At 51.1% G+C, this 25,384-nt stretch carries 17 protein-coding genes, 1 tRNA gene and 1 pseudogene; 12 read left to right on the top strand and 7 right to left on the bottom strand.

Annotated elements, in window-relative coordinates:
- Positions 1-306: 306 nt before the first annotated feature.
- A complete protein-coding gene (locus IEV29_RS12335; protein ID WP_188381587.1) occupies positions 307-1,398 on the top strand; it encodes an IS1595 family transposase in 1,092 nt (363 codons plus the stop codon).
- Here IEV29_RS12335 and IEV29_RS12330 read toward each other — a convergent pair.
- Positions 1,388-1,909 carry a hypothetical protein gene (locus tag IEV29_RS12330; RefSeq protein ID WP_188381586.1) on the bottom strand — a complete coding sequence of 174 codons (522 nt, stop codon included), beginning with the start codon at positions 1,907-1,909 and terminating at the stop codon, positions 1,388-1,390. The two genes, IEV29_RS12335 and IEV29_RS12330, sit on opposite strands and share 11 nt — an antisense overlap.
- Before the next feature lie 299 nt (positions 1,910-2,208).
- Here IEV29_RS12330 and IEV29_RS12325 point away from each other — a divergent pair, with 299 nt between their 5' ends.
- The 3 genes from IEV29_RS12325 (at position 2,209) to IEV29_RS12315 (ending at position 4,580) form a co-directional block, all read left to right on the top strand.
- Positions 2,209-2,475, top strand: coding sequence for a type B 50S ribosomal protein L31 (locus IEV29_RS12325; protein WP_188381585.1), 267 nt, complete (start codon positions 2,209-2,211; stop codon positions 2,473-2,475).
- 186 nt (positions 2,476-2,661) lie between these two features.
- Positions 2,662-4,398: an ArnT family glycosyltransferase gene (locus tag IEV29_RS12320; RefSeq protein ID WP_188381584.1), complete on the top strand. Its 1,737-nt coding sequence runs from the start codon at positions 2,662-2,664 to the stop codon at positions 4,396-4,398.
- 97 nt (positions 4,399-4,495) lie between these two features.
- Positions 4,496-4,580, top strand: a tRNA-Leu gene (locus IEV29_RS12315).
- A 132-nt stretch (positions 4,581-4,712) separates the two neighbouring features.
- On the opposite strand, the gene IEV29_RS12310 is transcribed toward IEV29_RS12315, so the two are convergent.
- The 6 genes and pseudogenes from IEV29_RS12310 to recA form a co-directional block, all read right to left on the bottom strand.
- Positions 4,713-5,462 carry a hypothetical protein gene (locus IEV29_RS12310; RefSeq protein WP_188381583.1) on the bottom strand — a complete coding sequence of 250 codons (750 nt, stop codon included), beginning with the start codon at positions 5,460-5,462 and terminating at the stop codon, positions 4,713-4,715.
- Positions 5,463-5,563: 101 nt separating this feature from the next.
- Positions 5,564-6,505 carry a hypothetical protein gene (locus IEV29_RS12305; protein ID WP_188381582.1) on the bottom strand — a complete coding sequence of 314 codons (942 nt, stop codon included), beginning with the start codon at positions 6,503-6,505 and terminating at the stop codon, positions 5,564-5,566.
- Between the two features lie 15 nt (positions 6,506-6,520).
- On the bottom strand, positions 6,521-12,814 hold the full coding sequence (locus IEV29_RS12300; RefSeq protein ID WP_188381581.1) for a hemagglutinin repeat-containing protein: 6,294 nt from the start codon (positions 12,812-12,814) through the stop codon (positions 6,521-6,523).
- A gap of 59 nt (positions 12,815-12,873) precedes the next feature.
- The gene (locus tag IEV29_RS12295) at positions 12,874-14,601 is read right to left on the bottom strand and encodes a ShlB/FhaC/HecB family hemolysin secretion/activation protein (RefSeq protein ID WP_188381580.1); all 1,728 of its coding nucleotides are present in this window, start codon (positions 14,599-14,601) and stop codon (positions 12,874-12,876) included.
- Positions 14,602-14,896: 295 nt separating this feature from the next.
- Complete coding sequence (gene recX, locus IEV29_RS12290) at positions 14,897-15,355, bottom strand: recombination regulator RecX (protein WP_188381579.1); 459 nt, start codon at positions 15,353-15,355, stop codon at positions 14,897-14,899.
- Positions 15,356-15,406: 51 nt separating this feature from the next.
- Positions 15,407-16,475: pseudogene (recA, locus tag IEV29_RS12285) on the bottom strand (recombinase RecA).
- A 219-nt stretch (positions 16,476-16,694) separates the two neighbouring features.
- On the opposite strand from recA, the gene IEV29_RS12280 reads away from it, so the two are divergent.
- From IEV29_RS12280 to IEV29_RS12245, 8 genes are all read left to right on the top strand, one after another.
- Positions 16,695-17,357 carry a ribonuclease HI family protein gene (locus tag IEV29_RS12280; protein WP_188381578.1) on the top strand — a complete coding sequence of 221 codons (663 nt, stop codon included), beginning with the start codon at positions 16,695-16,697 and terminating at the stop codon, positions 17,355-17,357.
- A 141-nt stretch (positions 17,358-17,498) separates the two neighbouring features.
- Positions 17,499-18,206 (top strand): response regulator transcription factor, encoded by a 708-nt coding sequence (locus IEV29_RS12275; RefSeq protein ID WP_188381577.1) that lies wholly within the window; start codon positions 17,499-17,501, stop codon positions 18,204-18,206.
- Between the two features lie 48 nt (positions 18,207-18,254).
- On the top strand, positions 18,255-19,754 hold the full coding sequence (locus tag IEV29_RS12270) for a sensor histidine kinase (protein ID WP_229726379.1): 1,500 nt from the start codon (positions 18,255-18,257) through the stop codon (positions 19,752-19,754).
- Positions 19,751-20,014, top strand: coding sequence for a DUF4212 domain-containing protein (locus IEV29_RS12265; RefSeq protein WP_188381575.1), 264 nt, complete (start codon positions 19,751-19,753; stop codon positions 20,012-20,014). Before IEV29_RS12270 ends, IEV29_RS12265 begins: the two co-directional genes overlap by 4 nt.
- Entirely contained in the window at positions 20,004-22,037 is a 2,034-nt protein-coding gene (locus IEV29_RS12260) for a sodium:solute symporter family protein (protein ID WP_188381574.1), read from the top strand. The genes IEV29_RS12265 and IEV29_RS12260 overlap by 11 nt, the downstream gene beginning before the upstream one ends.
- 82 nt (positions 22,038-22,119) lie before the next feature.
- Positions 22,120-23,535: a circularly permuted type 2 ATP-grasp protein gene (locus IEV29_RS12255; RefSeq protein WP_188381573.1), complete on the top strand. Its 1,416-nt coding sequence runs from the start codon at positions 22,120-22,122 to the stop codon at positions 23,533-23,535.
- A 1-nt stretch (position 23,536) separates the two neighbouring features.
- The gene (locus IEV29_RS12250; protein WP_188381572.1) at positions 23,537-24,496 is read left to right on the top strand and encodes an alpha-E domain-containing protein; all 960 of its coding nucleotides are present in this window, start codon (positions 23,537-23,539) and stop codon (positions 24,494-24,496) included.
- Between the two features lie 2 nt (positions 24,497-24,498).
- On the top strand, positions 24,499-25,305 hold the full coding sequence (locus IEV29_RS12245) for a transglutaminase family protein (protein ID WP_188381571.1): 807 nt from the start codon (positions 24,499-24,501) through the stop codon (positions 25,303-25,305).
- Positions 25,306-25,384 lie beyond the last annotated feature (79 nt).

The raw sequence follows: 25,384 nt of genomic DNA, 5'->3' as shown, positions 1-25,384 counted from the left end.
TAACTCAACTCAAGATCGGCAATTTATCTGAAAGTGCGAAACATCACTTCTATAAGGAGAGCCAATATGTAAAAACGCGACAAGCCTTTCGACTTGCCGCGCTCGCGTCGGTAGTGAAACCAACGGCCTAGGAATCTGCAGTTTCCGTCTACTCGCGCTTCGCGTCAAGCCCTACATTCCCGCACACATCTTATTTGTCGCAGTTATATCGGCAAGGGACCTTTCACGTCCTTTGAAATGTGTGTGCTTACCAAATCGATGCGTCGTAAGACGTGCGAGGGCATTCTTTGCCCAGAAGGAAGCAGCATGGCGCAACATTTTTTATTAACTTCTGCTTCTCGTGATCTCTGCGCTTATGACATTGCAGGCTGGTCTGAAGAGGATGCATTCTGGTTTTTTGTAGAGCAAAGATGGGGAGGAAGAGATGTTCAAACCTGCCCGTCTTGCGGAGCCATCGACTCACATTACTTCCGCGCCAAGCGCCGTCAATGGCGATGCAAACATTGTGATCGCTGCTTTAGTGTGACAAGCGGCACACCATTCGATTCTCGAAAAATGTCTTTTCACAAAATGATGCTGGGTATTGCGTTGTACTTGTCAGGGGCGAAAGGTAAGTCAGCAGTCCAATTGTCACGAGAAATTAACGTGAATTTCAAGACAGCATTTGCCTTTATTGGAAAACTTCGGGAATGTTTGCTTCGTAATCGATCGGTGGAGAAACTGACAGGGCAAGTACAAATTGATGGTGGTCATTTTGGAGGAAAGCCACGCAAGAAAAATTATCGAAACCGGCCTGATCACGCAGCGATCGCTGGCAAAGTCGAAGGCATTCTTAATCCTGAACTGAAGAGTCGAAGAAGAAAGCGTTCTTATGCATACAGCAAAGAAAATATAGAGCGGCGGAAGAAACGTCGCATCGTGATGGTGTTTCGTGACGTGTACCCGGAAAAAGGTCAAGGAGCGCGTCGAACGATCGTATCAGTCGCAATGAGCGAAAATGAGCGTGATGCTATTGAGTTGGCGCACCGTTATATTGGGGAAGATGCGTACATCTGGACAGATGAGAATCCCGCCTATGGGCAACTAGCGGCATGGTGGGAACATGAAGCGGTACCGCATTCAGAAATGTTCCAGACGCCGGAAGGTGTTAATGACAATCAGGCGGAATCTTTTTTCAGTAGGTTAAGAAGGTGCGAATATGGCACCGTACACCGTATTGAACCAAAATATTTAATGGATTTAGCTAATGAAATGGCTTGGCGTGAAGATGTCCGCCGTATGTCAGAAAGACAAAAGCTCACGGATCTATTTTGTAAAATCATGAAAAATGGTCTTTCGCGCTGGTGGCGTGGCTACTTCCAAGGCCACCATCGTGAAATGGAATTGCTCATGCTTTAGTGGACGGTCGGCCAATTCTTGCAGGCCCGTCCCAATCTTTTAGGCGCCACCTGCCTTCTACACATGTTTTAGCGGGATGCAGACGTTCGACCTTGCCATCAGCAAATTTGCGACGTAAAAGTTTGCGAACAGCGTATCGAAGCTCTATCAACTCTGAGTAATCAAGCTCTGTCGTGCTGGCTAGCGCAACGGCAGCCGTTATTTGCGTGGTCGTCAGCGATTCATTGCCTGCTTGCCTCAATGCTTTGTAGATTGCTTTGGTAATGCCGCCGTGTTTGAATTTATGTGGCGCATTCCTAGTTTCTAATGAAGGGATTCTTGCAGGATCAATAGGAATATCGTGTAGCAGAATAGTACGGTCAATGCTAAGCAAGTCCGCCTTAAGCACCTCAATCTCTTGCTGGGCAACTTCAATTTCCCACAACGCTTTTTCGGCCTTTTGAATCTGGCCAGCGATACGGGCGCGCTTAGTAACAAGCCACTTTAATGATGGAGGAATACGATTAGTCATAGCCGCTAGTTTGCGGCTATGACTAAGAAACTTAAAGGGCAGTTGCTACATAAGAGCGTTGCACCAATAAAAAGCCCGGTTTACCGGGCTTTTTTCATGTACGCGTAACATTCAAGCAACATGATCATGCAATCCAGCCCGCGAACCCCACTGCCAAAGCGCTGACTTACTGTCGCAAGTTGATGATTTTATTGTATAATCTGCGGCTATTTCCAACCGGGCAAGTGATCGCAATCGGGTCAAGAAGCAGCGCAGACCGACGAAGTGACGATTGGCTACTCACACATTTAGAGGCAAGCATGAAAGAAGGCATTCACCCAGATTATCGCGAAGTCGTGTTCCAGGACATGTCCAACGACTGGAAATTCATCACCCGTTCGACCATCCAGACCAAAGAAAGCATCGAACTCGACGGCAAAACCTACCCGCTGATCAAGCTTGAGGTAACGTCGGAATCGCATCCGTTCTACACCGGCAAACACAAGATCGTCGATACCGCAGGTCGTGTGGACAAGTTCCGCAAGAAGTTCGGTTCCGTCGGTTCCAAAACGCAAGTGGCCGAGTAATCTCGCCTGCATGCAATTCAAAAAGGCAGCTACGGCTGCCTTTTTTGTTATCGACGATCTTAAGCACAACCTTCGCACTCCATGTGCGCATGTGCATCGACGTCTTGCCAGCCAACTCGTTACACGATTACAGAACTTTTACGGCACAATAACGCCGAAACAATAACAAAAGCCGCCACCCCCTTCATGAAGCCAGTCCGCCTCCCTGCCTCCGCCACAAAAGCTTTGCCGCGCTGGGCATTGTTTGCGCTCTGCCTGTTGTACATTTTGCCCGGTCTGGTTGGCCGCGATCCCTGGAAACCGGACGACGCGTCCGGTTTCGGCATCATGTGGACGATGGCGAACGGCACCCTGTCGGATTGGCTGGCCCCGCACATCGTCGGCTTGCCAATGCCAGCAGAAGGCCCGTTTGCCTACTGGCTCGGGGCCATCTGCATCATTTTGTTTGGTGGGCTATTCGGTGACCCGATGGCTGCGCGCATTGCACCTATCCTGTTCTTCCTGCTTGGGTCGAGTGCTGTCTGGTACACCACCTACCTGTTAGGGCGTCGTCCGGATGCCCAACCAATGCGGCTGGCATTTGGCGGACAACCGGAACCCAAGGATTTCGGCCGCATGCTGGCCGATGGCGCGTTGCTGATTTACCTTGGCTGTCTGGGCTTGCTCGTACACTCGCATGGCACAACAGCGGAAGCGCTTCAGATTTCGCTGGTTGCCTGTTCGCTCTACATTTCCACACGTTTATTCGAATCCCATTCCTGGCGCAGCGCCATCGGCTTGGGTTTTGTCCTCGGGTTACTGGCGCTCACTCGCGGCTGGGTGATTCCGGCGGCATTATTCATCGGTGTCATTGGTCTGGCACTGGCACGTGACCGCGCATTGCTGCTGCGTGTAATTCCGCTGTCAGCACCTGTGGCTATTGCCATTCCAACGCTCTGGCTGTTTGCCAACAACGCCGTCCAACCGTTTGGTGGCACGCCAAACCAGGACTGGATGGCGTGGAATTACGCACAATTCGGCGCCCCCTCTCTACCTACCGCACAGTATTTCTTCAAGAATGCCATCTGGTTTGCCTGGCCAGCCTGGCCTTTTGCCATATGGGCCGTGTATGCATGGCGCCGGCAGCATGATTCGCTCCATATCACCCTGCCCCTGACTTTCCTCGGCGCCCTCCTGATCTCGGCCTTGCTCAATCCTTCCGCCGAAGAAGCCATTTTGTTGCCACTGTTGCCAATGCTGGCGATTCTCGCTGCCTTTGGCTTGCCTACCATGAAGCGCGGTGCCATCAACGCCGTCGACTGGTTCTCAGTCATGATGCTGTCCACCTGTGCGATCCTGATCTGGATTGGCTGGTTAGCCAAACAGACCGGCTGGCCAGCACAGCTTGCCAAGAATGCCTTCAAGATTGCTCCCGGTTTCAAACCCGATTTCAGTCTCTGGACTTTTTTGTTTGCCGCCGCCGCCACTGCAGCCTGGATATGGATCGTGTACTGGCGCGTCTCGCGCCGTCCAACCGTGTTGTGGCGCGCTGTCGTCTTGTCATCTGGCGGAATTATCCTGTGCTGGCTGCTGCTGATGACACTGTGGCTGCCGTGGGGCAATTACATCAAGAGCTATGCGATCGTTGCCCGTCAGGCCGACAAAATCCTGCCCGAAACCAGCCATTGTGTTGCCACCAACCTCGGCGCTGCGCAACGGGCCTCTTTTGCCTACTTTGGCAAACTCCAGTTCGCTCAGGAAGGCGAACGCAACTGCCAGTACTATCTCCTTCAGGACCATCATCGTGGCAATGACTCGGAGCCGACAATGACCCGTAGTGGCAAGGAATGGAAATTATTGTGGCAAGGACGCCGTCCCGCCGATCGCTCCGAACGCTTCCGTCTTTATGAGCGCATCCGCGGCAATTCCCTCATGCCGGAGTAAACGTGCAGAAAGCGCGCTTTCATCTTGCTCAAAAGCGTGCTTTCAAGCATAATATGCGGCTTGCACAATTGCGCCGTCTAACGGCCAATCCAAACAAGCCCGGGTGGTGAAATTGGTAGACGCAGCGGACTCAAAATCCGCCGCCGCAAGGCGTGCCGGTTCGATTCCGGCCCCGGGCACCAAAATGCAAAAAGCGATGTTCGTGAAAACGAACATCGCTTTTTCTTTGGCTCATCCCATTAATTTCAAACAATACGGTTCGCTACCGCATGAATTGATAAAGGGGCTCATAGAATCCCATGCAAACTAACGGATTAAGGTGCCTCTCCTTTTTCAAGCTGCGCATGATTCGTTCCGTCGACCTCTTTGATCATTGGCGCGCCAATTGAAGTCATAAACTGTTTGAAACAATCATTGATGATGACCTCTGCCGCTACATCTACATTTTTGTAGTTATCAGCCTTCCATACATCAAGTGGCATTTTTTCCTTGGCGATACCACTGCAACTCAATGTGCTCACGAGCTGAAACTTGTCATTCACTTTTTCCTGAATATTTAAATTCAGCCCATAGTTCAAGTTGTAATCCTGCGATGTCAGCATCGAGATGTAACCCAACTCCCAGCGAGATGCTGAAACGAAGATATGTAGTTCCTTTGCGTTAGCATCTGCCGGATTGGCTGCAATAAAGTAATCCGATACTTTTTTTGCCAAAGCCAGATCAACACCTTTACCTGCATCAACAGCATAGCTTTGCGGTAAAGCCTTATTCATCTGCTGGCTAAATGCCTGACTGATCTGCATGTTAGCTTGAAGCTGCTGCATATTGGCAGCACCTCCGCCACTTCCTAAAACGCTACCGGCAACAGACGACAACATAAAATTTCCAACTGCTTGCGATTTATTTCTCTCACTTAGTTGCACTGGCTTATCTACAGGCATAACGAATACTCTACTACCCGCCATTCTTTCTTTCAACGGCACAGTAGATACAACAGGCTTGCTTGCACAGCCTGCAAGCATGACGAGTGATACAACGAGTATGGATTTAATTGTTTGCTTCATGATTACTCCCTTGGATAAATTCTTATAGCCACTTTTTCAAATCATCAGTAGGCCATGAGTGGCTGCTGATTCATAGGTCATTTCCACTGAGTAGTAAAAAGTCATCGAACATTCTTGGGCGCTGTATTGCGCAACAATTGATTCATTTGACGGTTGCTATCCCTCTGCATGTCCTGCTGCAGTTTCAGAGATCTCGCTGGATATTCACGTGCAGTAGTTGCCGCCGCTTTGGGCGCCAATTGAGTAGTTACCTGAGTAGGACGATTCGCTGATACAGATTGCTTAGGATTAGCAGAAGATTGTGATGTGCTATCTGTTCCTGGTTGATCTGGTTCGATTTGCACTGACTCGGTTTCCGGCTGGCAGTCGTCAGATTTAGGAAATCGAGTGCATGTATCTATGCTATACCAATCAGGTTGACAGTAATAAGCATCTGGATACTTCCGACATCTTTCGGAGTTCAATATTCTTTCTACTGGTTGAGGCTGACATTCTTTTACAGAGGGATTATTAATGCAATATTTCCCATCTATTCTCGTTTGAATAGTTCTGATTGGAGCGGAAGTACTACAGGCAATAGGTGGATCATTTGCATCACAAAGGGAGAAGCTACCTAAATACGTAAAACCATCATTTAACATACAACGATGAATTTTTATTAATCCAGAATTATATTCTTCCAATGATCGAACTTTCATGAACTGATAACCACGATCATCAAAATAGTCTCCAGAACCACATTCAAGAAGTGCTTTTTCCTTTTCTAATCTTGATGTTCCAGATTTGCTCCATTTCCTGAAAACCCCCACCTCTGATCTGTTAATGTATTTTTCTTTACTAGGAATTTTGAATTTTTTAATGAATTGATCGTCAATAGGGGGATCAATCGTAATTGATTTCGGCTTTCCGCCTTCCCAGTATTGCTCGCAACCAGGTTGCCCATTTCCGTAGCAATTGGAAGCGGATGGAGTAATGCCTCTGGAGCCACAACTAGTTAAGATTAATAAAAGCATAGAAATAATAAAAAGATGAATGACTTTCATTTAAATTCGTCTTAACTACTTGGTTGGGTTAATAATTTTTGTAATAGCTTTGCTATCTGGTGAATCTTGCCAATAAATTTGGCTACTGCCATTGGGTTTGCCACTACCATAAGAATTATGTGCACTTGACTGCGCATAAAATATTTTGATTAGTTCTTTAAGAGAATTACTATTAATTGGAGTTGTACCTCCTGTTGCTTGATTTCTTCCCAAGAACGTTCCGACAAAATCATCAATATGTACTTGCGAGTTAACTTTACCTGTCCCTTCACTTAATTCTTTTAATAAATTGGCAGCTTGCTCTGCATTGTAAGCAGAGCCGAATAAACTGATATTGGTACCAGTAAGTGTGCCTTGTGCATTATTTTGTTGGGCAATTGCTTCCAGGGCGTTGCCAATCGTCATTCCCCCTCGACTATGCCCGTCAACTTGTAGCTCATCCTTCCCATACTTATTCATAATTTGTACATTTACCTGCGTCGCATTGGTTAAACCTAAGGCTGTTCCTTCAAGAAATTTCATATAACCCGCGATCATAAGCTCTGATAGAAAGTTATTAGATTCAGGAAAGTACACGAGATAATCTGCATTATTGTTTTGGTGTGCCAGTTGTTGCGCATTTTCAAGTGGATTAAAAATGCCGTTATTAAAAATGTGGATCTTGTTATCTTTACCTGCTTGAAGATTTAACTTCTGGTCTTCACTCAACTCGATCCATTGCACTTTGCCATCACTGTCCGTCACTTTGTGATACATCTTGGCTTCGCTTACAAACATTTTCCTGAACGATTCGTCAGTAAATGCGGTTATCGTTGTAGCCAACAAGATGCGATCAGCCTGTTGCTGATGTGCCTGCTCTTGTAAAAGCTCCATGTTCGGCCTTGCTAGAACACGATTGGTATTCGTCGTATCTCGGTTCAAGGCAACGATGGTTTCTTCAGCACTCTGCCCAGTGAGTTCTTTTTGGGTAGATTCGTCAACAATAGAAATGCTGGCTGGGGCAATAGCGCTAAGGGTCATACTGCTATCACTTAGATTTGCTTCGCCATGATTCAGCAAGTTGCCTGCAATGCCCTTAGCAGCAGCATATTTACCAGAAAGCATGTCACTGCTGAGCGTCATACCGCTGCTGCTAGCTTGAGCGTCCATGTGATTCTGGATATCACTAACAGTCAAGCTGCCTGTTACCAGATGGTTCTTGTCAGCACTAGCAGTGCTATCAATCAATGCGCCCTGTAGGTCTGTATTGCCAGCCACCTTGATATCAAAACCTTCCTCACCCGCCTTGATACCACTTTGTTGATAAACACTAGCGTAGTTGCTATTACTGTTTTGTTTACTCTGGCTAATACTGCCGCTAACTGTACCAACGCCAATCGGGATACTAATACTGATCCCTGTATTGCTTTGTTTCGCATTGCTGACTGCAGTATCTTGCAGGCTTTGAATATTAAGGTCACCACCAACATCCGCAATCACTTGGTTGCCGCTTGCGTTGGCACCAATCAAGTTAGTATCACTGCCTGAATTCAGGGCAAGCGTTTCTCCGGCCGAAACCTTAGTATTGTTATAGGTAACGCTATCGCTATTGGCGCTGCCTTTTCCGCGGCTGGCAGCAAGATCGATACCAAAGCCCACACCATCACTACCAATGCCAAACGATAAGCCGATACTGGCACTGCTGGATTTATTACTGCTGCGATTACTTTCGGTATCTGCGCTAGCAATCAAATTGATGTTCCGAGCAGCATCGAGTGTGACATTTTCATCTGCAGCGATTTGGCTACCCGTTACAGTTAGATCATCCTGAGTAGCTTTTATACTGATATCACCGCCAGCTTTAACCAAACTGCCTTGATGGCTGACGGCAGAGGTACTACTTGAGCTCTCACTTTTACTGCTACCGACACTAATGCTTATTTTGATACCTGCTGCAGCAGCTGCATCCTGCATGTTGCCTGCTGCCATAGCATCAATGACTTTGCCGCCTTGCTCAATGAGGGTCGAACTATTGGCGTAAGTCAGCAGCGCATTCAACGTCTGGTTACGGCTACTTTCACTTTGCGCAGTCGCTTGGGCAGTTTCTGCAATATTCTGAGCAAGATTCAGCGCACTACTTTGAAGAGTAAGAGTCAATCCACTCTGTCTGAATTTCATCTCCTGTGTACTGTCATTAGTATTTTTTGCAGCACTGATATCCACCGATTTTGCGGAAATACTGATATCACCCTGTGGGGCCAATACGTTGCTCCCTTGTTGCGCATAAGCGTGTCCCGCCGCTAAAGTGACATTGCCATCAACGCTTCCAACCGTGCTTGCCGATGAAGATTGTTGCTCTCTTACGCTTGTACGATCCTGCTCCTGTTTGCCATAGCTAATAGACAGGCCTCCACCATAGAAACCACTTGTCTTTGTCTCATTGAAGCTGCTTGAGCGAGTGGTATTAGTTGCTGCTTCAATCGTTAAATCATTTCTGGCCGCAATAGATAAACCTTCGTCACCAATCACTGCTGAGCCACGAATCTGCGTATCCCCAACGGACAGCACGGTAACGGTCTTGCCGCCGATATCGCTACCAATTGCGGTGTCACCCTGACTCTTGCTACGGCTCTCGTTGCTGTATTTGGACATGAAGCCTGAACTGGCGGCATATCGTGCATCGTCCCTCTTGCTTGTCTCACGCCCCTCGACAATTTGTACATCCTGACCAGCATTTAATACTAAGTTGTCACTAGCGTTGATGACTGCTGCACGTGCTGTGATATCAGCACCGGCCACTATCGAAGTAGCGCCGCCAGAGAAGATCTGGCTGCCAACTTCTTTGGTACCCGACTCACGTATGAAATTGCGGGCATCGGCCGTCCAGTCGTTGTCGTAGGCAGTATTGACCGTACGTACGTTGACGTTGTTACCTGCGCTAGCTTGAATATCACCTTTGCTGGATAGCACGCCTGCAAGAAAGCTCAAGTCATTGCCAGCACTCGCAACAAGAATGCCGTTGTCCTTGGTGACGTAAAGACCTGCTACACGATCAACCTGCGTCAGGCTACTACTGGAACGCCCCTCCGATGCTGTGCCAGTACTGGTCGTACTTTCCACTGTCAGATTGCGTCCTGCTGTGGCGATCAACACATCTTCCGCAACAATGCTTCCACCTACAACATTCAAATCTTGCTGCGCAGCCACGTTGACCGCAGTCCCAAGCATTGCGCCCATGTTACTAATGTTGTTTGCGCTGATCCCTGTAACCTGACGACCAGCAATCGTCCCTGCGTTAGTAAGATCACCGGTAAGCTGGATGTTAACGTTTTGCCCTGCCAACAAACTGCCATTGACGGCCAGATCACCCGCTCTTGGCATGACATAGACTTGGGGCACAAGCGTCGTCGTCATTGATCCATCCGGAAGAGTGACTTCTTGCGCAACCAACCAGACGATATCGCTGGTCAGTTGCGCGACCTGCTCAGCACTTAAAGCAATCCCGGGCACCAGATTCCATTTCGTAGCGTGTGTTATGCCGGCCTCCATCAACGCTTGGTACTGTGCCTCGTCACTTGCATAACCATCAAGGAAGCGGCGACCTGTCAGCTGTGCGATCTGCTCACGTACCAGCTTCTGCTCATAGAAGCCATCACCAATACGTTTTTGAATTACGCTCGGATCTGTTGCGAATGTTTGCAACATATAGTCGCTGGATAACCATTGCTTATAATTGCTAAATCGCGCATCCGTTTCATAAATGACGGTAGCAGCCGGATCCAGATTAATTTTTATCAAGCTGCTAGTTGGAACGTTTTGTACAGCAATCTGCGTGCCGCTACCATCAATTGCACTAGCACCTTGCGCAATCGAAGTATCCAGTCGGGTAGTAACATTTTCTGTTACGCCCACATACGATGCGGTGCCATAGTTACCTTGTCTCCATGCATAAGGCGAGTATTCAACAGCATCCATACGAGCGGAACCATACTTCGTTACCTTACGATTGCCTTGGGTCTCAGTATTCGTCAGGCTATCCACGTCAATGTGCAGAAGTCCGGCTGAAAGAATCTTGCTGTTGTCATTTAAAACAGCACCACCGGCAATCGTCATGGCGCCGTCGGCAAGAATCTGCCCTGGCATACCAACGTTATCCACGACGCTTTCAATCGTTTCAACTCTTGTGATGCGAATATAGTCAAAGCCGCGATAAGCACGTGACATCAGATGATTGTTGTAACTTTCCAGACGACTTCTTAAAGTACTCTGTGCTCCTACTGGAACATTAAACAGCTCCCATACGGGACTGTTGTCCGGATAGTCGTAATTTCCCGTGCGGACTCCACGGAAGCCATAGGTATAGATTTGATAAGGCGTTTTCGAGTATCCAGCCTCAAAAGGATACAACGCGCTCGGTGCCACGAGCTCATACCGAGTGAGATTGGATGTCCCATTGTCATTACGATCGGATGCGCATTTGTAGCAACTGCCTAACTCACTTGGTAAATAAAGCGTACCACCTAATCGGTAGTAAACCTGAGAGACACTTTCATTCGATGTGCCCGTCCTGACACTGAAATCGGGGTTCAAGTTATTAAGTGTTTGTACCGCGATGTTCATGCCACCTAACGATTCAATCGTGGCCGCTTGATTGTTAATCAAGTTTGCCGTACCAGTTACATTACCTTGTGCATCCAGATTTCGGCCTATACTGAATGCTGCATTGTCCGTACCACCACTAAACAGTAAAGCGCCATTCCTGTTGTCCAATGTGCCAACGCCGATAACCATCTTCTCGCGTGCAGCAATAACTGCATCTGCACGAATACCATTGATGGTTTCTGATTCATTAGTAAGATATTCAGATGCAATGCCAATATGGTTACCATAGATACGTCCGGTACCGAGGTTAGAAAGGGTGTCAGCACGCAAGATGGTTTGATTGCCGTCGATCAGACCCCGATTTGTGATTTGCTGGGCTGCTACAACAGAAGTGCTTGTAGCAGCAAGCTCACCCGTTACTGCGTTATCCAGATTCTTTGTATTGGCTATAAGTGCATCGACAGCAAATATCGAGCCCGCGTTGCTCAGATTCTGTACATCGATCGCCATTGAACGGTTTGCCTCGATACGCGCTTGCACATCATTGGTCAATGTCGATGTTGTACTAATTACCGCATCGCGCTGCGCAGCGATTAACGCATCAGCGCCATAGTTGTGAATAGCGTCGGTCGTCTCAATTTTGAGATATCCTTCGCTGGCATCCAATGATGCGGCTTGAATTAGTCCCGTATTTGTCAGCTGTCCGTTAGCGTGGAGCACGAGATTGCCGGCTTCAGCACTCAGTGCTCCCTGATTACGTACGCCCATTCCACTTTCGGTACCGATCAGATAAATATGACCAGCGTACATACCGCCCAACGCTGCGACGTCAAGGCTAAATTGTGGCGCAATACCTTCTGCGGTAGTCGCACTGATACCTGCTCCGGGATTTCCAGGATCATCGATTCTTTGAGCAGCAATCTCATTTGCTCCCGTGACCACTTTTAATCGATTTGCCCAAATTCCCGCATTGACTTCAACAGAACGTGCGAGGATATCCGTATAAGTTGCAGCGCTTGTATCAAGCCCTAGCCCTTCAATGCTGACAACACCTTTCGATACGCGGTAGTGATCTAATGCGCCACCGCTTGCCATATTCATCACGGGCTTACCCGTCGTTAAGGTGACACGATCTGCATTAATGAATCCGCCACCATTGACTTGAATACCAGCCGGATTGGCAATAATGACTTCCGCCCGTTGCCCAGCGACTTCGACGAAACCTCGTAATTGACTGGGATTACTGGAATTGACCTCATTCAAAATGACGCGTGCGGCACCACCTGTAAGCCAAGGATTACCTTGGACCCAACCACCAAGCTGAGTTTGGACGTTTGTCCTGCTGTTGTTAAGAATTGCCCCCTGATTCTGTACGTCAAACTGGCTATAGGTATTACGCGATACACCCGCTGCCGATGGCGTTTGAATATTGACTTGCGGTAATCCATTTGCAGTCTGCAAAACTGTAGGGCGCTGATTCCCCGGCGCAGTTGGATCAGCGGTAATTTGTGCATGAGTCGCAGGCGTAATTACCGCGATGACACCAGCTAACAGCTTAGCTGCAAAGGCAATATCTCTGATTTGCAGCACATGGAGCCATTCCTTTCTTTCGGTCACGACAGAGGCATGTTTTTTTTCGCCTTTTCCCTCGGAACTTGTATGCTCTGCGACCACCATCAACATGCCACGCGCCTTGTTTAAAACAATGCGATAAAGATTTTTGTTCATGTAAGGACCTGTCGCTAGATATATTGCATTGGGAATAAAAGAGAACCGGACATCGCAGCTCAGTAGCTCCAGTTCAAACTGAAACCTGCTGTCGTATTCGCTGTAACAAAGCCATCTGGTTTCTTGATTGGCTGTCCAACAAATACGTCATAAGCGCCACCGAGAATGCTGCCGCGCAGTCCAAGTACGGTACCGGCAAGGCGTGTTCCAACCAGATATTGACTGGCCTGACCGCCAACCTCGCCATAGTCGAGTCCGAAATAGATTTCTTGCCCGCTACTACCAAGAATCAGGCCAACGTCATTGCGCAAGGTCCATCCACGATCAGCAGAGAGGATCATGCTGCCGTCAAAGCCACGTACCGTATAACGACCACCAATGGCAAAACGATCCTGGGGGACAAGCGGGGTATCGTTCCATTGCATGCGCAGCGCGCCGAGATAACGCCAATATTGCTGCGCAAACTGCAAAGGAACTGAAAGCGAGGCATCTACGTTCCATACTTTTGGACGCGATGCCCCTTCGCCAAATGCGTCCTCCGGCGCCTCTAGCGCATGAAATGCACCAGTACCACGACGATAAGCAATATTAAGGTCGAGAGTATTTGCACCAATGAACTCGCGATGTCCGACACCAACTTCCCATCCAGCCGTGCGTCGCCTTTGTGTTTGCACTTCGGTATCGTCAATGAAGTTATCCGACTCTTTGAGATAGCCGCGTATTGATACAGTGGTCTTGCGTTGCGCATCGCGATAGACAATGCGCGAAAGCCGAAGGTCATTGTTACGACTGGTTCCAGAGTAGAGGTAGGTCTGCGTCATCCCTGCAACGCTTTGAAAATATCGATAGCGTGTCGCCGTCGTACTCAACATCCAGTAGCCAAACGGGATTGAATAATGCACAGTGCTACCGCGGGTACCACGCGCACCCGCATCTCCACCACCAAGATCATGATTGATACTGACGTAGAACAGGTCGTTCAGCGTCCACCAGTTATCGTAGGAGAGCGTGACGCCACCTTGATACTTGCCTGTCGATTTTGATCCTGAGTCATCCACAAAAAGTGATAGTCGAAATGGGAAAGTCTGCTGATACGCAATGACCAGATCGCTCTCTCCTGGTTTTGCCTGTTCTCCCTCAGCAGGTTCGATCCGTATATCAGCAGTTGCTGTCGGCACACGTTTGAAATTCTCCAAACCTTGCTCGATATCCCGCAAATTCAGAATATCGCCCGATCGAATCGGCATCGCATTCCATCGAGTACCGCGTGCATCTGCATCTTCGGCAAAGCGGATGTTGCGCACGCGTCCAGGAATCACGGTAATTGCCAGATCACCTCTCTGGATATCCTGTGGCGCTACAAGAACACGAGTTGTGACAAATCCTTGCTCCACAATGGAGTTCTGAATGCGTGTAAGCACCAGATTGATCCCATTCGCGCCTAAGCATTTACCGATCGGCGTGTCATCACCATCCACTACTTTGCGTAGGGCGAACTGAAAGCGATCTGCAGCATCGCCAACCAAGGTGACTCGCTCAATAGGGAAGCAGGGAACTTCATTCTGCTGCAATAAATTTGTGGTTTTTCCAGCAGGACTCTGAAGACGAACATCAGGCACCTGCTCTTGCTGAAGTCGGCGTTGTCGCTCTCGTTCTTGCTGCTTCAATAGCTCATCAGAAGCAAAACTTTGTGCGCCAGCAAAAAGCGGGATGAACAATCCGCCAATCAGAAAAAGCACAAAACAGGAAAACCACTTACGGGGAAAGGAAGAAACAGCAGCTTGCATGTATGGACCTGCGACTTTGTATTGTCGCTGTAGATATTGCGATTAGGAAAGGCTCGACAATATCGGCAAGGTCCATCAGACCGAATCCCATGTTCATGGGGATTTAGAAAAAAATGGGTATTTTTTGACGTTTTTTTGAAACAAATGTTAAATATTTTGTTTCAAAAAGATAAATAAAAACTGTATCAAAATTACCTATTTTTCTTGCATGTTCGACGTAGAAGGTGACAGATACAACAAAAATTGGTGAAAACCGATTTCGTTCAGGATGCAACGGAGTTCTAATCGTGATGCTTTAATTGTCATCAAGGTAACGCTCCGCATCACGCAAAACTTGCCTGATCGTGTTTTGAGAGAATCCTCGCTGCATCAAAAACCGCATTTGTTTGGCACGTTCATTGGCATCAACTGGTGGACTGCCAAATTTCCGCTGCCAGACTTCCTTGGCGCGGGCTGTTTCGTCAGCAAGACTGGCATGAACAGCCTCAAAGGTATCGGGGTCGATGCCGTGGCTTTTGAGTTCGGAGAGGATACGACTGTTGCCGAAACGGGCGGCACGTCGATTGATGAGAGATTCGGAGAAGCGTTCTTCAGACAGATATTTGGCTGCCTGCAGCGTATCGAGCAAGGCTTCGATATCGTCGCCCTCTTGCGCATAACGCGAGAGTTTGCGCGCAAGTTCCTGACGGCTATGCTCGCGCGCTGATAAATAACGAAGCGCCCGAGCTTTCAGACTTAATTGAAGTTTTGCCATTAGGTCTCAAAGCGGGGCGCTTGTCATACAACATCAGATGAACTGAGGGGATCAGCCGAGTTCTTTTTCTTCCTTGGCCGCAGCTTCCTTCGCTGCTTTTTTGCTTACAGGTTCTGCTTTCAAAGCTGGCAGTTGCGGTACGCCGAGTGCTTCACGCACCTTGTTTTCGATTTCGTGTGCGAGCTCAGGACGTTCTTTCAGGTAGTTACGCGCATTATCCTTGCCCTGACCGATGCGCTCACCGTTGTAGCTGTACCATGCACCGGCTTTTTCCACGACTTTATTGTCAGCGCCGAGGTCAAGGATTTCGCCTTCGCGCGAGGTGCCTTCTCCGTACAGAATGTCAAAGTGCGCTTCCTTGAATGGTGGCGCGATCTTGTTCTTGACGACCTTGATACGGGTTTCGTTACCAATCACTTCGTCACCAGACTTAATCGAACCGGTACGGCGGATATCCAGACGCACAGATGAATAGAACTTGAGTGCGTTACCACCGGTCGTCGTTTCCGGATTGCCAAACATGACACCAATCTTCATACGAATCTGGTTAATGAAGATCACCAGCGTATTGGTGCGATTGATGCTACCAGTCAGCTTGCGCAGGGCTTGCGACATTAAACGTGCTTGCAGACCAGGCAGTGAATCGCCCATATCGCCTTCAATTTCGGCTTTTGGCGTCAGCGCAGCGACAGAGTCAATGACGATCAAATCGACCGCACCGGAACGCACCAGCGCATCACAGATTTCCAGCGCCTGCTCACCCGTATCCGGTTGCGACACGAGCAATTGCGACATATCGATACCGAGCTTTTGCGCATACACGGCATCCAGCGCATGTTCTGCATCGATGAATGCGCACGTACCGCCAAGCTTTTGCATTTCAGCAATCGTTCGATTCAGGGCCATAGATTTCAACGATACGGCCACGTGGCAAGCCGCCAACACCTAACGCAATATCCAGTCCCAGAGAACCTGTGGAAACAACCTGCACCTCCTCCACGACAGCGCCATCTTCCATGCGCATGACAGAACCCTTGCCGAACTGCTTTTCGATCTGTGCCAGCGCGGCGGCCAGTGCTTTGCTCTTGTCAGAGCTCGGTGCGTTCTTTTTATCGTCCATGGGAATTCTTTCGTATGGGTAATGGGGAGCGGACTGTTTAGCGAGCCAGCCCGTCATGAAACCGTACTGTATAAAAAAACAGTGCTTTGCGCAAGCACCGTTTTCAGTTGTGCGAAATTATTTGGAATTTACGCCTATCTTACGAGAATTCACATTGTCAGGATTCGGTAAGGTGAGCGCAATCAGGTAAGATCGGCTTAACGCTTCCGATTGCATGCCATGTCCAGTCTGCCCGAATTACGTGCCCTTGCTTATAAAAAGGAACAAGCTGCAGCTCGCCGCCTGCAGCGATTGGGAAGCCAGACAGAAGAACAGGCATTGATAACTGTATTACAACAGTCCGCTGCCCCGCATACGCTGGAAAGCTTGCTGACAACCCGTCGCGCGGCACAGACCCAGCAGGATCACAAACGTTTCATGCGGCGGCAGCATGCGATTGAACAAAAGCAAAAGCGCCAGCAACACATTTATCCAACAGATGCATGGGTAGGCTGGTTTGACGGCTCAGCCTCGCCTAACCCGGGACGGATGCATATCGGTGCCGTATTGCAAGCGCCCGATCAGCGCCTGTTTGAAATCAGTGCGGATGCGGGACAAGGCGACAGCAGCATGGCCGAGTACCTCGCATTGCACGCGTTACTGAAAGCAGCGATCGAGCACAAAGTGTCACGATTGCTGATTCATGGTGATAGCCGCGTCGTGATCGATGATGTCCTTGGCAGTCACGGCAAACGTGCCATGGCGCTAGCCCGCTTCCGGATGCAGGCACAAGCGCTCATGACACAGTTGCAAGATGTGAAGTTGATCTGGATACCGCGTCATCGCAACCGGCACGCCGATGCCTTGTCCCAAGGTAGAGCAATCTCTGGAATTGAACAGTAAACAAGAGGGACGAACAGATGCAGCAAGACACGCCTTTTGTTGCTGCCCCTGATGAAACCCAATAGACTACAACCGATTTTCAGGCTGACTTACCAGCTTTCCTGACTTACCAGTTTTCATTGATTAGGTTCTATTTTTTCTATGCGAATTCTGCTTGCCGAAGATGACAGCGTTCTGGCTGATGGATTGACCCGCTCGCTACGCCAATCCGGTTATGCCACCGATTGCGTCAAAAACGGCCTCGAAGCCGATTCCGTTCTCTCCACCCAGGATTTCGATCTGCTGATCCTTGACCTGGGCTTGCCCAAAATGTCCGGACTGGAAGTGCTGCAACGTTTGCGCGCGCGCAACTCGCATCTGCCGGTTCTGATCCTGACAGCAGCAGACTCCATCGAGCAACGCGTCAAGGGGCTCGATCTCGGTGCCGACGATTTCATGGCAAAGCCCTTTGCGCTTTCCGAACTGGAAGCGCGTGTGCGTGCATTGACCCGGCGTGGTGCCGGTGGCGGCCCGACCGTCATCAAGCATGGTCCGCTGACCTATGATCAGGTAGGCCGGATTGCCTACATCAACGAGCAGATGCTGGATCTGTCAGCGCGTGAGCTCGGTTTGCTGGAAGTTCTGCTGCAACGCAGTGGTCGCCTTGTCTCCAAGGAACAATTGGTCGATCATCTGTGCGAATGGAGTGAGGAAGTCAGCAATAACGCGATCGAAGTGTACGTCCATCGCTTGCGTAAAAAAATCGAAGCGGGCGGCCTGCGCATTGCGACAGTACGCGGACTGGGCTACTGCCTCGAAAAATTCCCTGAATCAGCCACAGTAACGACACCGCCACCCACAGCAGGTTGATGCGGCACCATGCGCCATCTTAGTCGAAGCTCAACATCCGATGATGCGATGGCCACGCGACAAGCAGACGACACTGCGCCCGCAAAGGAAACACACCGCTCCCTGTTCGGCGAAATTCTCGACTGGATGCTGGTGCCATTGCTGCTGCTGTGGCCACTCAGCATTGCCGTCACCTATATCGTCGCCAAATCGATTGCCAACGAACCGTTTGATCGTGCACTCGAAGACAAACTCAATGTCATCGCACAGCAGGTCAAGCAACAAGGCAACTCTGTCGTCACACGTCTCAACGGTCCCGCACGCGATGTACTGCATGCCGATAACGTGGACAACCTCTACTACCAGATTCGCAATCATCGCGGCATGCTGGTGGAAGGTGAAGCAGACATTCCCTCACCCAAAGGCGAGGAGCTGCCGCCAACATGGACAACGGAGTTCCGTTATGACTTCGTGCGCAATGCAGAAGTCCGTGTCGCCTATGTGTATATCGATCTCAACAAAACGCGTCCTGAAACCCAGTTCAATCATGACAGCCGCCTGGCATTGATCCAGGTTGCCGAAACACTGGAAAAACGTTCGCAACTCGCCAATCAGATCATCAAGGGCGTGATCGTGCCGCAATTCATTATCCTGCCGATCGCACTGATTCTGGTGTGGTTTGCACTGACACGCGGGCTACGCCCGCTTGCAGAATTGCAGGAACGGATCAACCAGCGTCGTTCCGATGATTTAAGTCCAATCGATTCCGGTCATGTGCCAGAAGAAATCCTGCCGCTGGTCGGTTCGCTCAATGACATGCTGGATCGCCTGTCGCAAAACATCCGTACGCAAAAACGTTTCATCGCCGACGCCGCGCATCAGATGAAAACGCCACTGGCTGGCATGCGCATGCAATCGGAGCTCGCCTTGCGTCAGCAGGAGCAGGAAGAAATCCACAAATCACTGGAACAATTGGCCAAGAGCTCCAAGTCAGCGACCAGGCTGGTTAACCAGTTGCTGGCCCTCGCACGGGCTGAGAACCCGATGCCTGATGCACGCCTGATGCATGCCATCGATCTGACGGAACTGGCGCGCGACACCGTGCAGGACTGGATTCCCATGTCGTTCAATCACCGTATCGATCTGGGACTCGAAGCACCCGATGAAGAAATACTTGTCCGCGGCGACCGCATCATGCTGCGCGAGCTACTAAACAACCTAATCGACAACGCGCTCAACTACACACCGGCTGGCGGGCATGCGACCGTGCGCGTGCATATGGATGCGGCTCACCAGCGCGCCATTCTGGAAGTCGAAGATACCGGCCCCGGCATTGCCCAGCACGAGCACGTGCATATCTTCGACCGCTTCTATCGCATCCTCGGCTCCAATGTCGAGGGCAGCGGTCTCGGCTTATCCATCGTGCGCGAAATTGCACAGCAACACGGCGCGACGATCGACATCCTGGAGAATCCGCATTGCATCGGCCAGAAGATGCCTGGCTGTCTGATGCGCATCAGCCTGCCGCTCACCAGTGCAGAGGAAGTGGTCGAAGAGGAAGAACCATGAATAGCCAACCTGCCACGCCCTACTGGCGACAGACAAGACGCCTGACCCTGCACTTGCTGCTGGTCTGGTTTGTCGTCACTTTCCTGTCGATTTACTTTGCACGCGATCTGGCTGCCTACACCTTGCTGGGCTGGCCGGTTTCCTTCTTCATGGCGGCGCAAGGCAGTACGCTGATTTACTTCGGTATCGTCGCGCTGTATGCATGGGCCATGCGCCGCCTTGATCAACAGCACGACGAAGAAAGCGCGCATGAGCAATAGCAGCTTCTTCCGGCGGCTGGTTCGTTATTACAGCCTGTATACGATCGGTTTTATCGTCTTTCTTTTCATCCTTGCGATTCTGGAGCACGAAGGTTTTCCGCGCGTCTGGATCGGTTACATCTTCATGTTCTCTACCATCGTCGTCTACGCGGTGATCGGTATCTTGAGCCGTACGGCAAACATGGAGGAATACTATGTCGCCGGTCGGCGTGTGCCTGCTTTCTTCAATGGCATGGCGACTGCAGCAGACTGGATTTCCGCCGCGAGCTTTATCAGTCTGGCGGGCGGCCTCTATTTATGGGGCTTTGACGGCCTTGCCTACATCATGGGATGGACCGGCGGCTTTGTACTGGTAGCGCTCTTGATTGCCCCTTTTCTGCGTAAGCTCGGGCAATACACCATTCCCGATTACCTGACAGCGCGCTACACCGGCCCGTGGAGCGATAACATCGTGCGCATCATCACGGTGGTCGCGACGATTCTGGTGTCGTTCACTTATGTCGTTGCGCAGATTTATGGCGTTGGCCTGATTACCTCACGCTTTACCGGCGTCGACTTTTCGGTTGGCATTTTTCTGGGACTTGCCAGCATTCTGGTGTGCTCGTTTTTGGGTGGCATGCGTGCGGTAACCTGGACCCAGGTTGCGCAGTACATCATCCTGATCATTGCCTTCATGATTCCGGTCGTATGGCTGTCGGTCAAACATACCAATATCCCTATCCCGCCAATTGCCTACGGTTCTGCAATTGAAAAGTTGAGTGAACGCGAACAGGTCCTGATCGATGATGAAAAGGAAAAAGAAGTACGTGCGATCTATCGTCAGCGCGCGCAGGATTTGCAAGAGCGGCTTGCCACCTTGCCGGATTCATGGGAAATCGGACGCTCGGAGATTCAGCACAATCTCGATGCACTGAAAGCCGGGAATGCGGAGATGCAGGAAATCCGGCGTACCAGCCGGCAGTTGACCGCCTACCCTAAAGACGCCGAGGACGCGCAACGACAGTGGACAGCCGAACGTGCGCGCTATCTGGAACTGACCAATCCGCCCAAACGGCACACGGAACCTTTTCCCGGTACGCCGGACGAATCGGATATCAAACGAAATAATTTTCTGTCACTGGTGTTCTGCCTGATGATGGGTACAGCCGCCTTGCCGCATCTGCTGGTTCGCTTTCAGACAACACCAACAGTACGAGAGGCGCGCTTCTCCGTTTTCTGGACACTGTTTTTCATCATGGCGCTGTACATCACGATTCCGGCACTCGCAGTGCTCGTGAAGTACGACATCTACAGTTCACTGGTCGGAACCGATTTCACATCGCTGCCCGAATGGGTTTCCTACTGGGCCAGCATCGACAAGAATCATCCGCTGGTCAGCATCAACGACATCAATAGCGATGGCATTGTGCAACTGGCCGAGATTTCGATTGATGTCGATATGGTCGTGCTGGCGACACCGGAAATCGCCGGCCTGCCCTACGTGATTTCCGGACTGATCGCCGCCGGTGGTCTGGCTGCGGCCTTGTCGACGGCAGACGGCCTGCTGCTGACCATCTCCAATGCCCTATCGCACGATGTGTATTACAAAACGATCAACACGCAGGCGTCCACACAAAAGCGTGTCACCGTCTCTAAACTTTTGTTATTGATGGTCGCCTTGGTTGCCGCATATGTTGCATCGCTCAAACCCGGTGATATTCTCTCTCTGGTCGGCGCCGCATTTTCACTCGCCGCCTCTGCCTTGTTTCCGGCACTGGCATTGGGTGCAATCTGGAAGCGTGCCAATCAGCAAGGCGCGATCGCCGGCATGCTGGTCGGATTCATGGTGTGTGCGTATTACATGATGCTGACGCATCCTGCTCTTGGTGGGTCGGCAAGCGGGCAATGGTTTCATATCGCGCCGATTTCTGCCGGTATATTTGGCGTACCGGCAGGCATGCTGACCCTGATTGTGGTGAGTTTGCTGACACCGCCGCCGGACCGGCGCGCCGCAGCCATGCTGGCGCAGATTCGTCACCCATGATGCACTGGGAGGAAGCTGCATCGGTCTGGCATGTTTCTTGAATAAGGCAGTACATCATCTCTTGTAAAACAACCGATTGACTATGCCCAATTTTTTCAACGAGATGTACTCTGATGGCGCCGCCAATGTGCGCGACCACTACCGCGAATTCGAGCGCTGGCTCTCCGCCCAGTCGTCCAAGACCATCGATCGCAAGCGAGCGGAAGCCGATCTGATCTTCCGCCGTGTCGGCATTACCTTTGCCGTCTATGGCAACGAAGCTGGTACCGAGCGCGTCATCCCCTTCGACATCATTCCACGCATGATCACGGCGCCGGAATGGACGCAGATGCAAGCCGGTCTGGAACAGCGTGTACGCACGCTGAACATGTTCATTCACGATATCTATCACGATCAGAACATCGTCAAGGCCGGCATCATTCCGCCTGAACAGATTTTCCGGAATGCGCAGTACCGTCCGGAGATGCAAGGTATTTCGGTAGCGTCCGACATCTACGCCCACATTGCCGGTGTCGATATCGTGCGCGCCGGTCAGGGTGAATTCTACGTATTGGAAGACAATCTGCGCGTACCGTCCGGCGTGTCCTACATGCTGGAAGACCGCAAGATGATGATGCGTCTCTTCCCCGAACTGTTTGCCAAATATCCGGTAGCGCCCGTTGCGCATTATCCGGACATGCTGCTCGATAACCTGCGTTCGGTCGCACCCGTTGGCGTGACGGATCCGACCGTGGTGGTCATGACGCCCGGCATGTACAACTCGGCTTATTTCGAACACGCCTTCCTCGCGCAGCAGATGGGCGTGGAGCTGGTGGAAGGGCAGGACTTGTTCGTCAACGACAACCATGTCTACATGCGCACCACGCGCGGGCCAAAGCGTGTTGACGTGATCTATCGCCGCATCGACGATGATTATCTCGATCCGCTGGCGTTCCGCTCCGATTCCACGCTCGGTGTGCCCGGCCTGCTGTCGGTCTATCGCTCCGGTCGTGTCACTCTGGCCAACGCAATTGGCACCGGTGTCGCCGATGACAAATCGATTTATCCGTATGTGCCGGACATGATCAAGTTCTACCTGTCGGAAAAACCGATCCTCAACAACGTGCCGACCTATCAGTGCCGCAAGCCATCAGATCTGTCGTACGTGCTGGCCAATCTGCCGCAACTCGTCGTCAAGGAAGTCCACGGTGCCGGTGGTTACGGCATGCTGGTCGGTCCGGCATCAACCACGGCAGAGATCGAAGCGTTCCGCGCACGCATCATCGCCAAACCGGAAGGCTACATCGCACAGCCCACGCTGGCGCTGTCGACCTGCCCCACTTTTGTTGAATCCGGCATCGCGCCGCGCCATCTCGATCTTCGTCCGTTTGTGTTGTCAGGCAAAACGATTTCGATGGTCCCCGGCGGCCTCACACGTGTCGCCTTGCAGGAAGGTTCGCTGGTCGTGAACTCTTCGCAAGGCGGCGGCACAAAAGACACCTGGATTCTGGAGAACTGAGATGCTCAGCCGCACCGCCGATCACCTGTTCTGGATGGCCCGCTACACCGAGCGCGCCGAAAATACCGCCCGCATGCTGGACGTCAACGTGCAAACGGCCTTGCTACCGCAATCCGCCCGGGCTGCAGAAGAAGGCTGGCGCGCCACGCTCAGCATTTCCGAATTGCAGAATGAGTTCGATCAAAAGTATCCGAAGTTCACGTCCAAGGACATGCTGCACTTCATGGTCACGGATACCTCCAACCCGTCATCGATCGCCTCCTGCCTGCGCGCTGCACGAGAAAATGCACGCGCCGTGCGTGGTGCATTGACGACCGAAGTATGGGAAACCCAGAACATCACGTGGCTGGAAATGCTCAGCCAACTCAGCGACAACGTGCTGGAACAAGACCCGAGTCAGTTTTTCGAATGGGTCAAGTATCGCTCGCATCTGTCGCGCGGCGTCACCTTCGGCACCATGTTGCAGGACGAAGCCTTGTACTTCATCCGTCTTGGCACCTTCCTTGAACGTGCCGATAACACCGCACGTATTCTGGACGTCAAGTTTCACGGCCCTGGCGCTGCGCCGTCGGCTGCCAAGCTCGGCAACGAAAACCAGCTCGATTATTACTACTGGGCCGCAATTCTGCGCTCAGTGTCGGCTTTTGAAATCTATCGGACCGTCTATCGCGATGCCATCACGCCTGCGCGTGTCGCCGATCTGCTCATGCTGCGCGGCGATATGCCGCGCTCCCTGCGCGCCTGTCTGTACAACGTCGAACGTGACCTGCGCAACATCAGCCATGACCAGCACAGCCATACGCTGCGCATGGCGGGCAAGATGCACGCAGAACTCGAGTTCGCCCATATTGAAGACATTCTGGAAGAAGGCCTGCACGACTACCTGACCGACTTCCTGGAGCGCGTCTATACACTCGGCAATCGTGTCAGTCACGATTTCCTCGTTCCGCTGGCGGCCTGATTATGCGACTTGCCATTCGTCACGAGACGCTTTACCGCTACACCGCCCCGCTAAACTACACAATCCAGCAACTGCGTCTGACCCCTCGTATCGACTCGCATCAGCAAACGCTGCAATGGCACATCGATACGCCGGGCCTGCGACATGCCTTTACCGATGCCTTCGGCAATCTTTGCCACATGCTGACGATCACCGGCAATCACGATGCCGTGCCGATTGTGGTCAGTGGCGAAGTCGACGTCACAGCACTGGTTCAGGGCCGATTGCACGAGAAAGGTACGTTGTCGCCTCTGGTATTCACGACGCCCACGCGCCTGATTGCGCAAACCGAATCGATTCAAGCGTTTTCTGCACGGCATTTGCGAGGGAAAAATAGTACCGATCTGATGCGCTTGGCAGAAGCCATTTGCGGTGCGGTTTCGTACCAAAGCGGTGCAACAGCCGTCACCAGTACGGCTGACGAGGCACTACATCTGGGATCGGGCGTGTGTCAGGATCACGCGCATTTGTTTATCGCCTGCTGTCACGCACAGGATATCCCAGCCCGATATGTATCCGGTTATATCGACTCCGGCAGTACCGGCCATGCCGAAAGCCACGCATGGGTCGATGTCTGGGTGGAAGAAAGTGCCTTTACCGGCTGGATCAGTATCGATGTCACGCATGCCATGTTTGCCGGCGAGGTGCATTGCCGTCTGGCGGTCGCGCGCGATTACGACTCTGCCGCACCGGTCAGCGGGATTCGTCGCGGCGGTGGTGAAGAGTCACTTGAAGTCAGCGTCAATGTGACACCACTGGATTCGCAATAGACATCTTTGTCAGTCTCTCTGTCGTTGCGTATTTCATTTTTTGCATGATCAGAAGATTCATACCGATAGCATGACAACA

It is taken from the genome of Oxalicibacterium faecigallinarum (assembly GCF_014635705.1).
Lineage (GTDB): Bacteria > Pseudomonadota > Gammaproteobacteria > Burkholderiales > Burkholderiaceae_D > Oxalicibacterium > Oxalicibacterium faecigallinarum.
This window is presented reverse-complemented; position numbering and strand designations above follow the sequence as displayed.

What these genes read in the sequence shown, in the direction of transcription:
- IEV29_RS12255 (WP_188381573.1), top strand. Translation starts at nt 22,120, where the DNA reads ATGCCCAATTTTTTCAACGAGATGTACTCTGATGGCGCCGCCAATGTG.
- IEV29_RS12305 (WP_188381582.1), bottom strand. Translation starts at nt 6,505, where the DNA reads ATGAAAGTCATTCATCTTTTTATTATTTCTATGCTTTTATTAATCTTA.
- IEV29_RS12250 (WP_188381572.1), top strand. Translation starts at nt 23,537, where the DNA reads ATGCTCAGCCGCACCGCCGATCACCTGTTCTGGATGGCCCGCTACACC.
- IEV29_RS12325 (WP_188381585.1), top strand. Translation starts at nt 2,209, where the DNA reads ATGAAAGAAGGCATTCACCCAGATTATCGCGAAGTCGTGTTCCAGGAC.
- IEV29_RS12275 (WP_188381577.1), top strand. Translation starts at nt 17,499, where the DNA reads ATGCGAATTCTGCTTGCCGAAGATGACAGCGTTCTGGCTGATGGATTG.
- IEV29_RS12260 (WP_188381574.1), top strand. Translation starts at nt 20,004, where the DNA reads ATGAGCAATAGCAGCTTCTTCCGGCGGCTGGTTCGTTATTACAGCCTG.
- IEV29_RS12330 (WP_188381586.1), bottom strand. Translation starts at nt 1,909, where the DNA reads ATGACTAATCGTATTCCTCCATCATTAAAGTGGCTTGTTACTAAGCGC.
- IEV29_RS12265 (WP_188381575.1), top strand. Translation starts at nt 19,751, where the DNA reads ATGAATAGCCAACCTGCCACGCCCTACTGGCGACAGACAAGACGCCTG.
- IEV29_RS12280 (WP_188381578.1), top strand. Translation starts at nt 16,695, where the DNA reads ATGTCCAGTCTGCCCGAATTACGTGCCCTTGCTTATAAAAAGGAACAA.
- IEV29_RS12310 (WP_188381583.1), bottom strand. Translation starts at nt 5,462, where the DNA reads ATGAAGCAAACAATTAAATCCATACTCGTTGTATCACTCGTCATGCTT.
- recX (WP_188381579.1), bottom strand. Translation starts at nt 15,355, where the DNA reads ATGGCAAAACTTCAATTAAGTCTGAAAGCTCGGGCGCTTCGTTATTTA.
- IEV29_RS12300 (WP_188381581.1), bottom strand. Translation starts at nt 12,814, where the DNA reads ATGAACAAAAATCTTTATCGCATTGTTTTAAACAAGGCGCGTGGCATG.
- IEV29_RS12270 (WP_229726379.1), top strand. Translation starts at nt 18,255, where the DNA reads ATGGCCACGCGACAAGCAGACGACACTGCGCCCGCAAAGGAAACACAC.
- IEV29_RS12335 (WP_188381587.1), top strand. Translation starts at nt 307, where the DNA reads ATGGCGCAACATTTTTTATTAACTTCTGCTTCTCGTGATCTCTGCGCT.
- IEV29_RS12245 (WP_188381571.1), top strand. Translation starts at nt 24,499, where the DNA reads ATGCGACTTGCCATTCGTCACGAGACGCTTTACCGCTACACCGCCCCG.
- IEV29_RS12320 (WP_188381584.1), top strand. Translation starts at nt 2,662, where the DNA reads ATGAAGCCAGTCCGCCTCCCTGCCTCCGCCACAAAAGCTTTGCCGCGC.
- IEV29_RS12295 (WP_188381580.1), bottom strand. Translation starts at nt 14,601, where the DNA reads ATGCAAGCTGCTGTTTCTTCCTTTCCCCGTAAGTGGTTTTCCTGTTTT.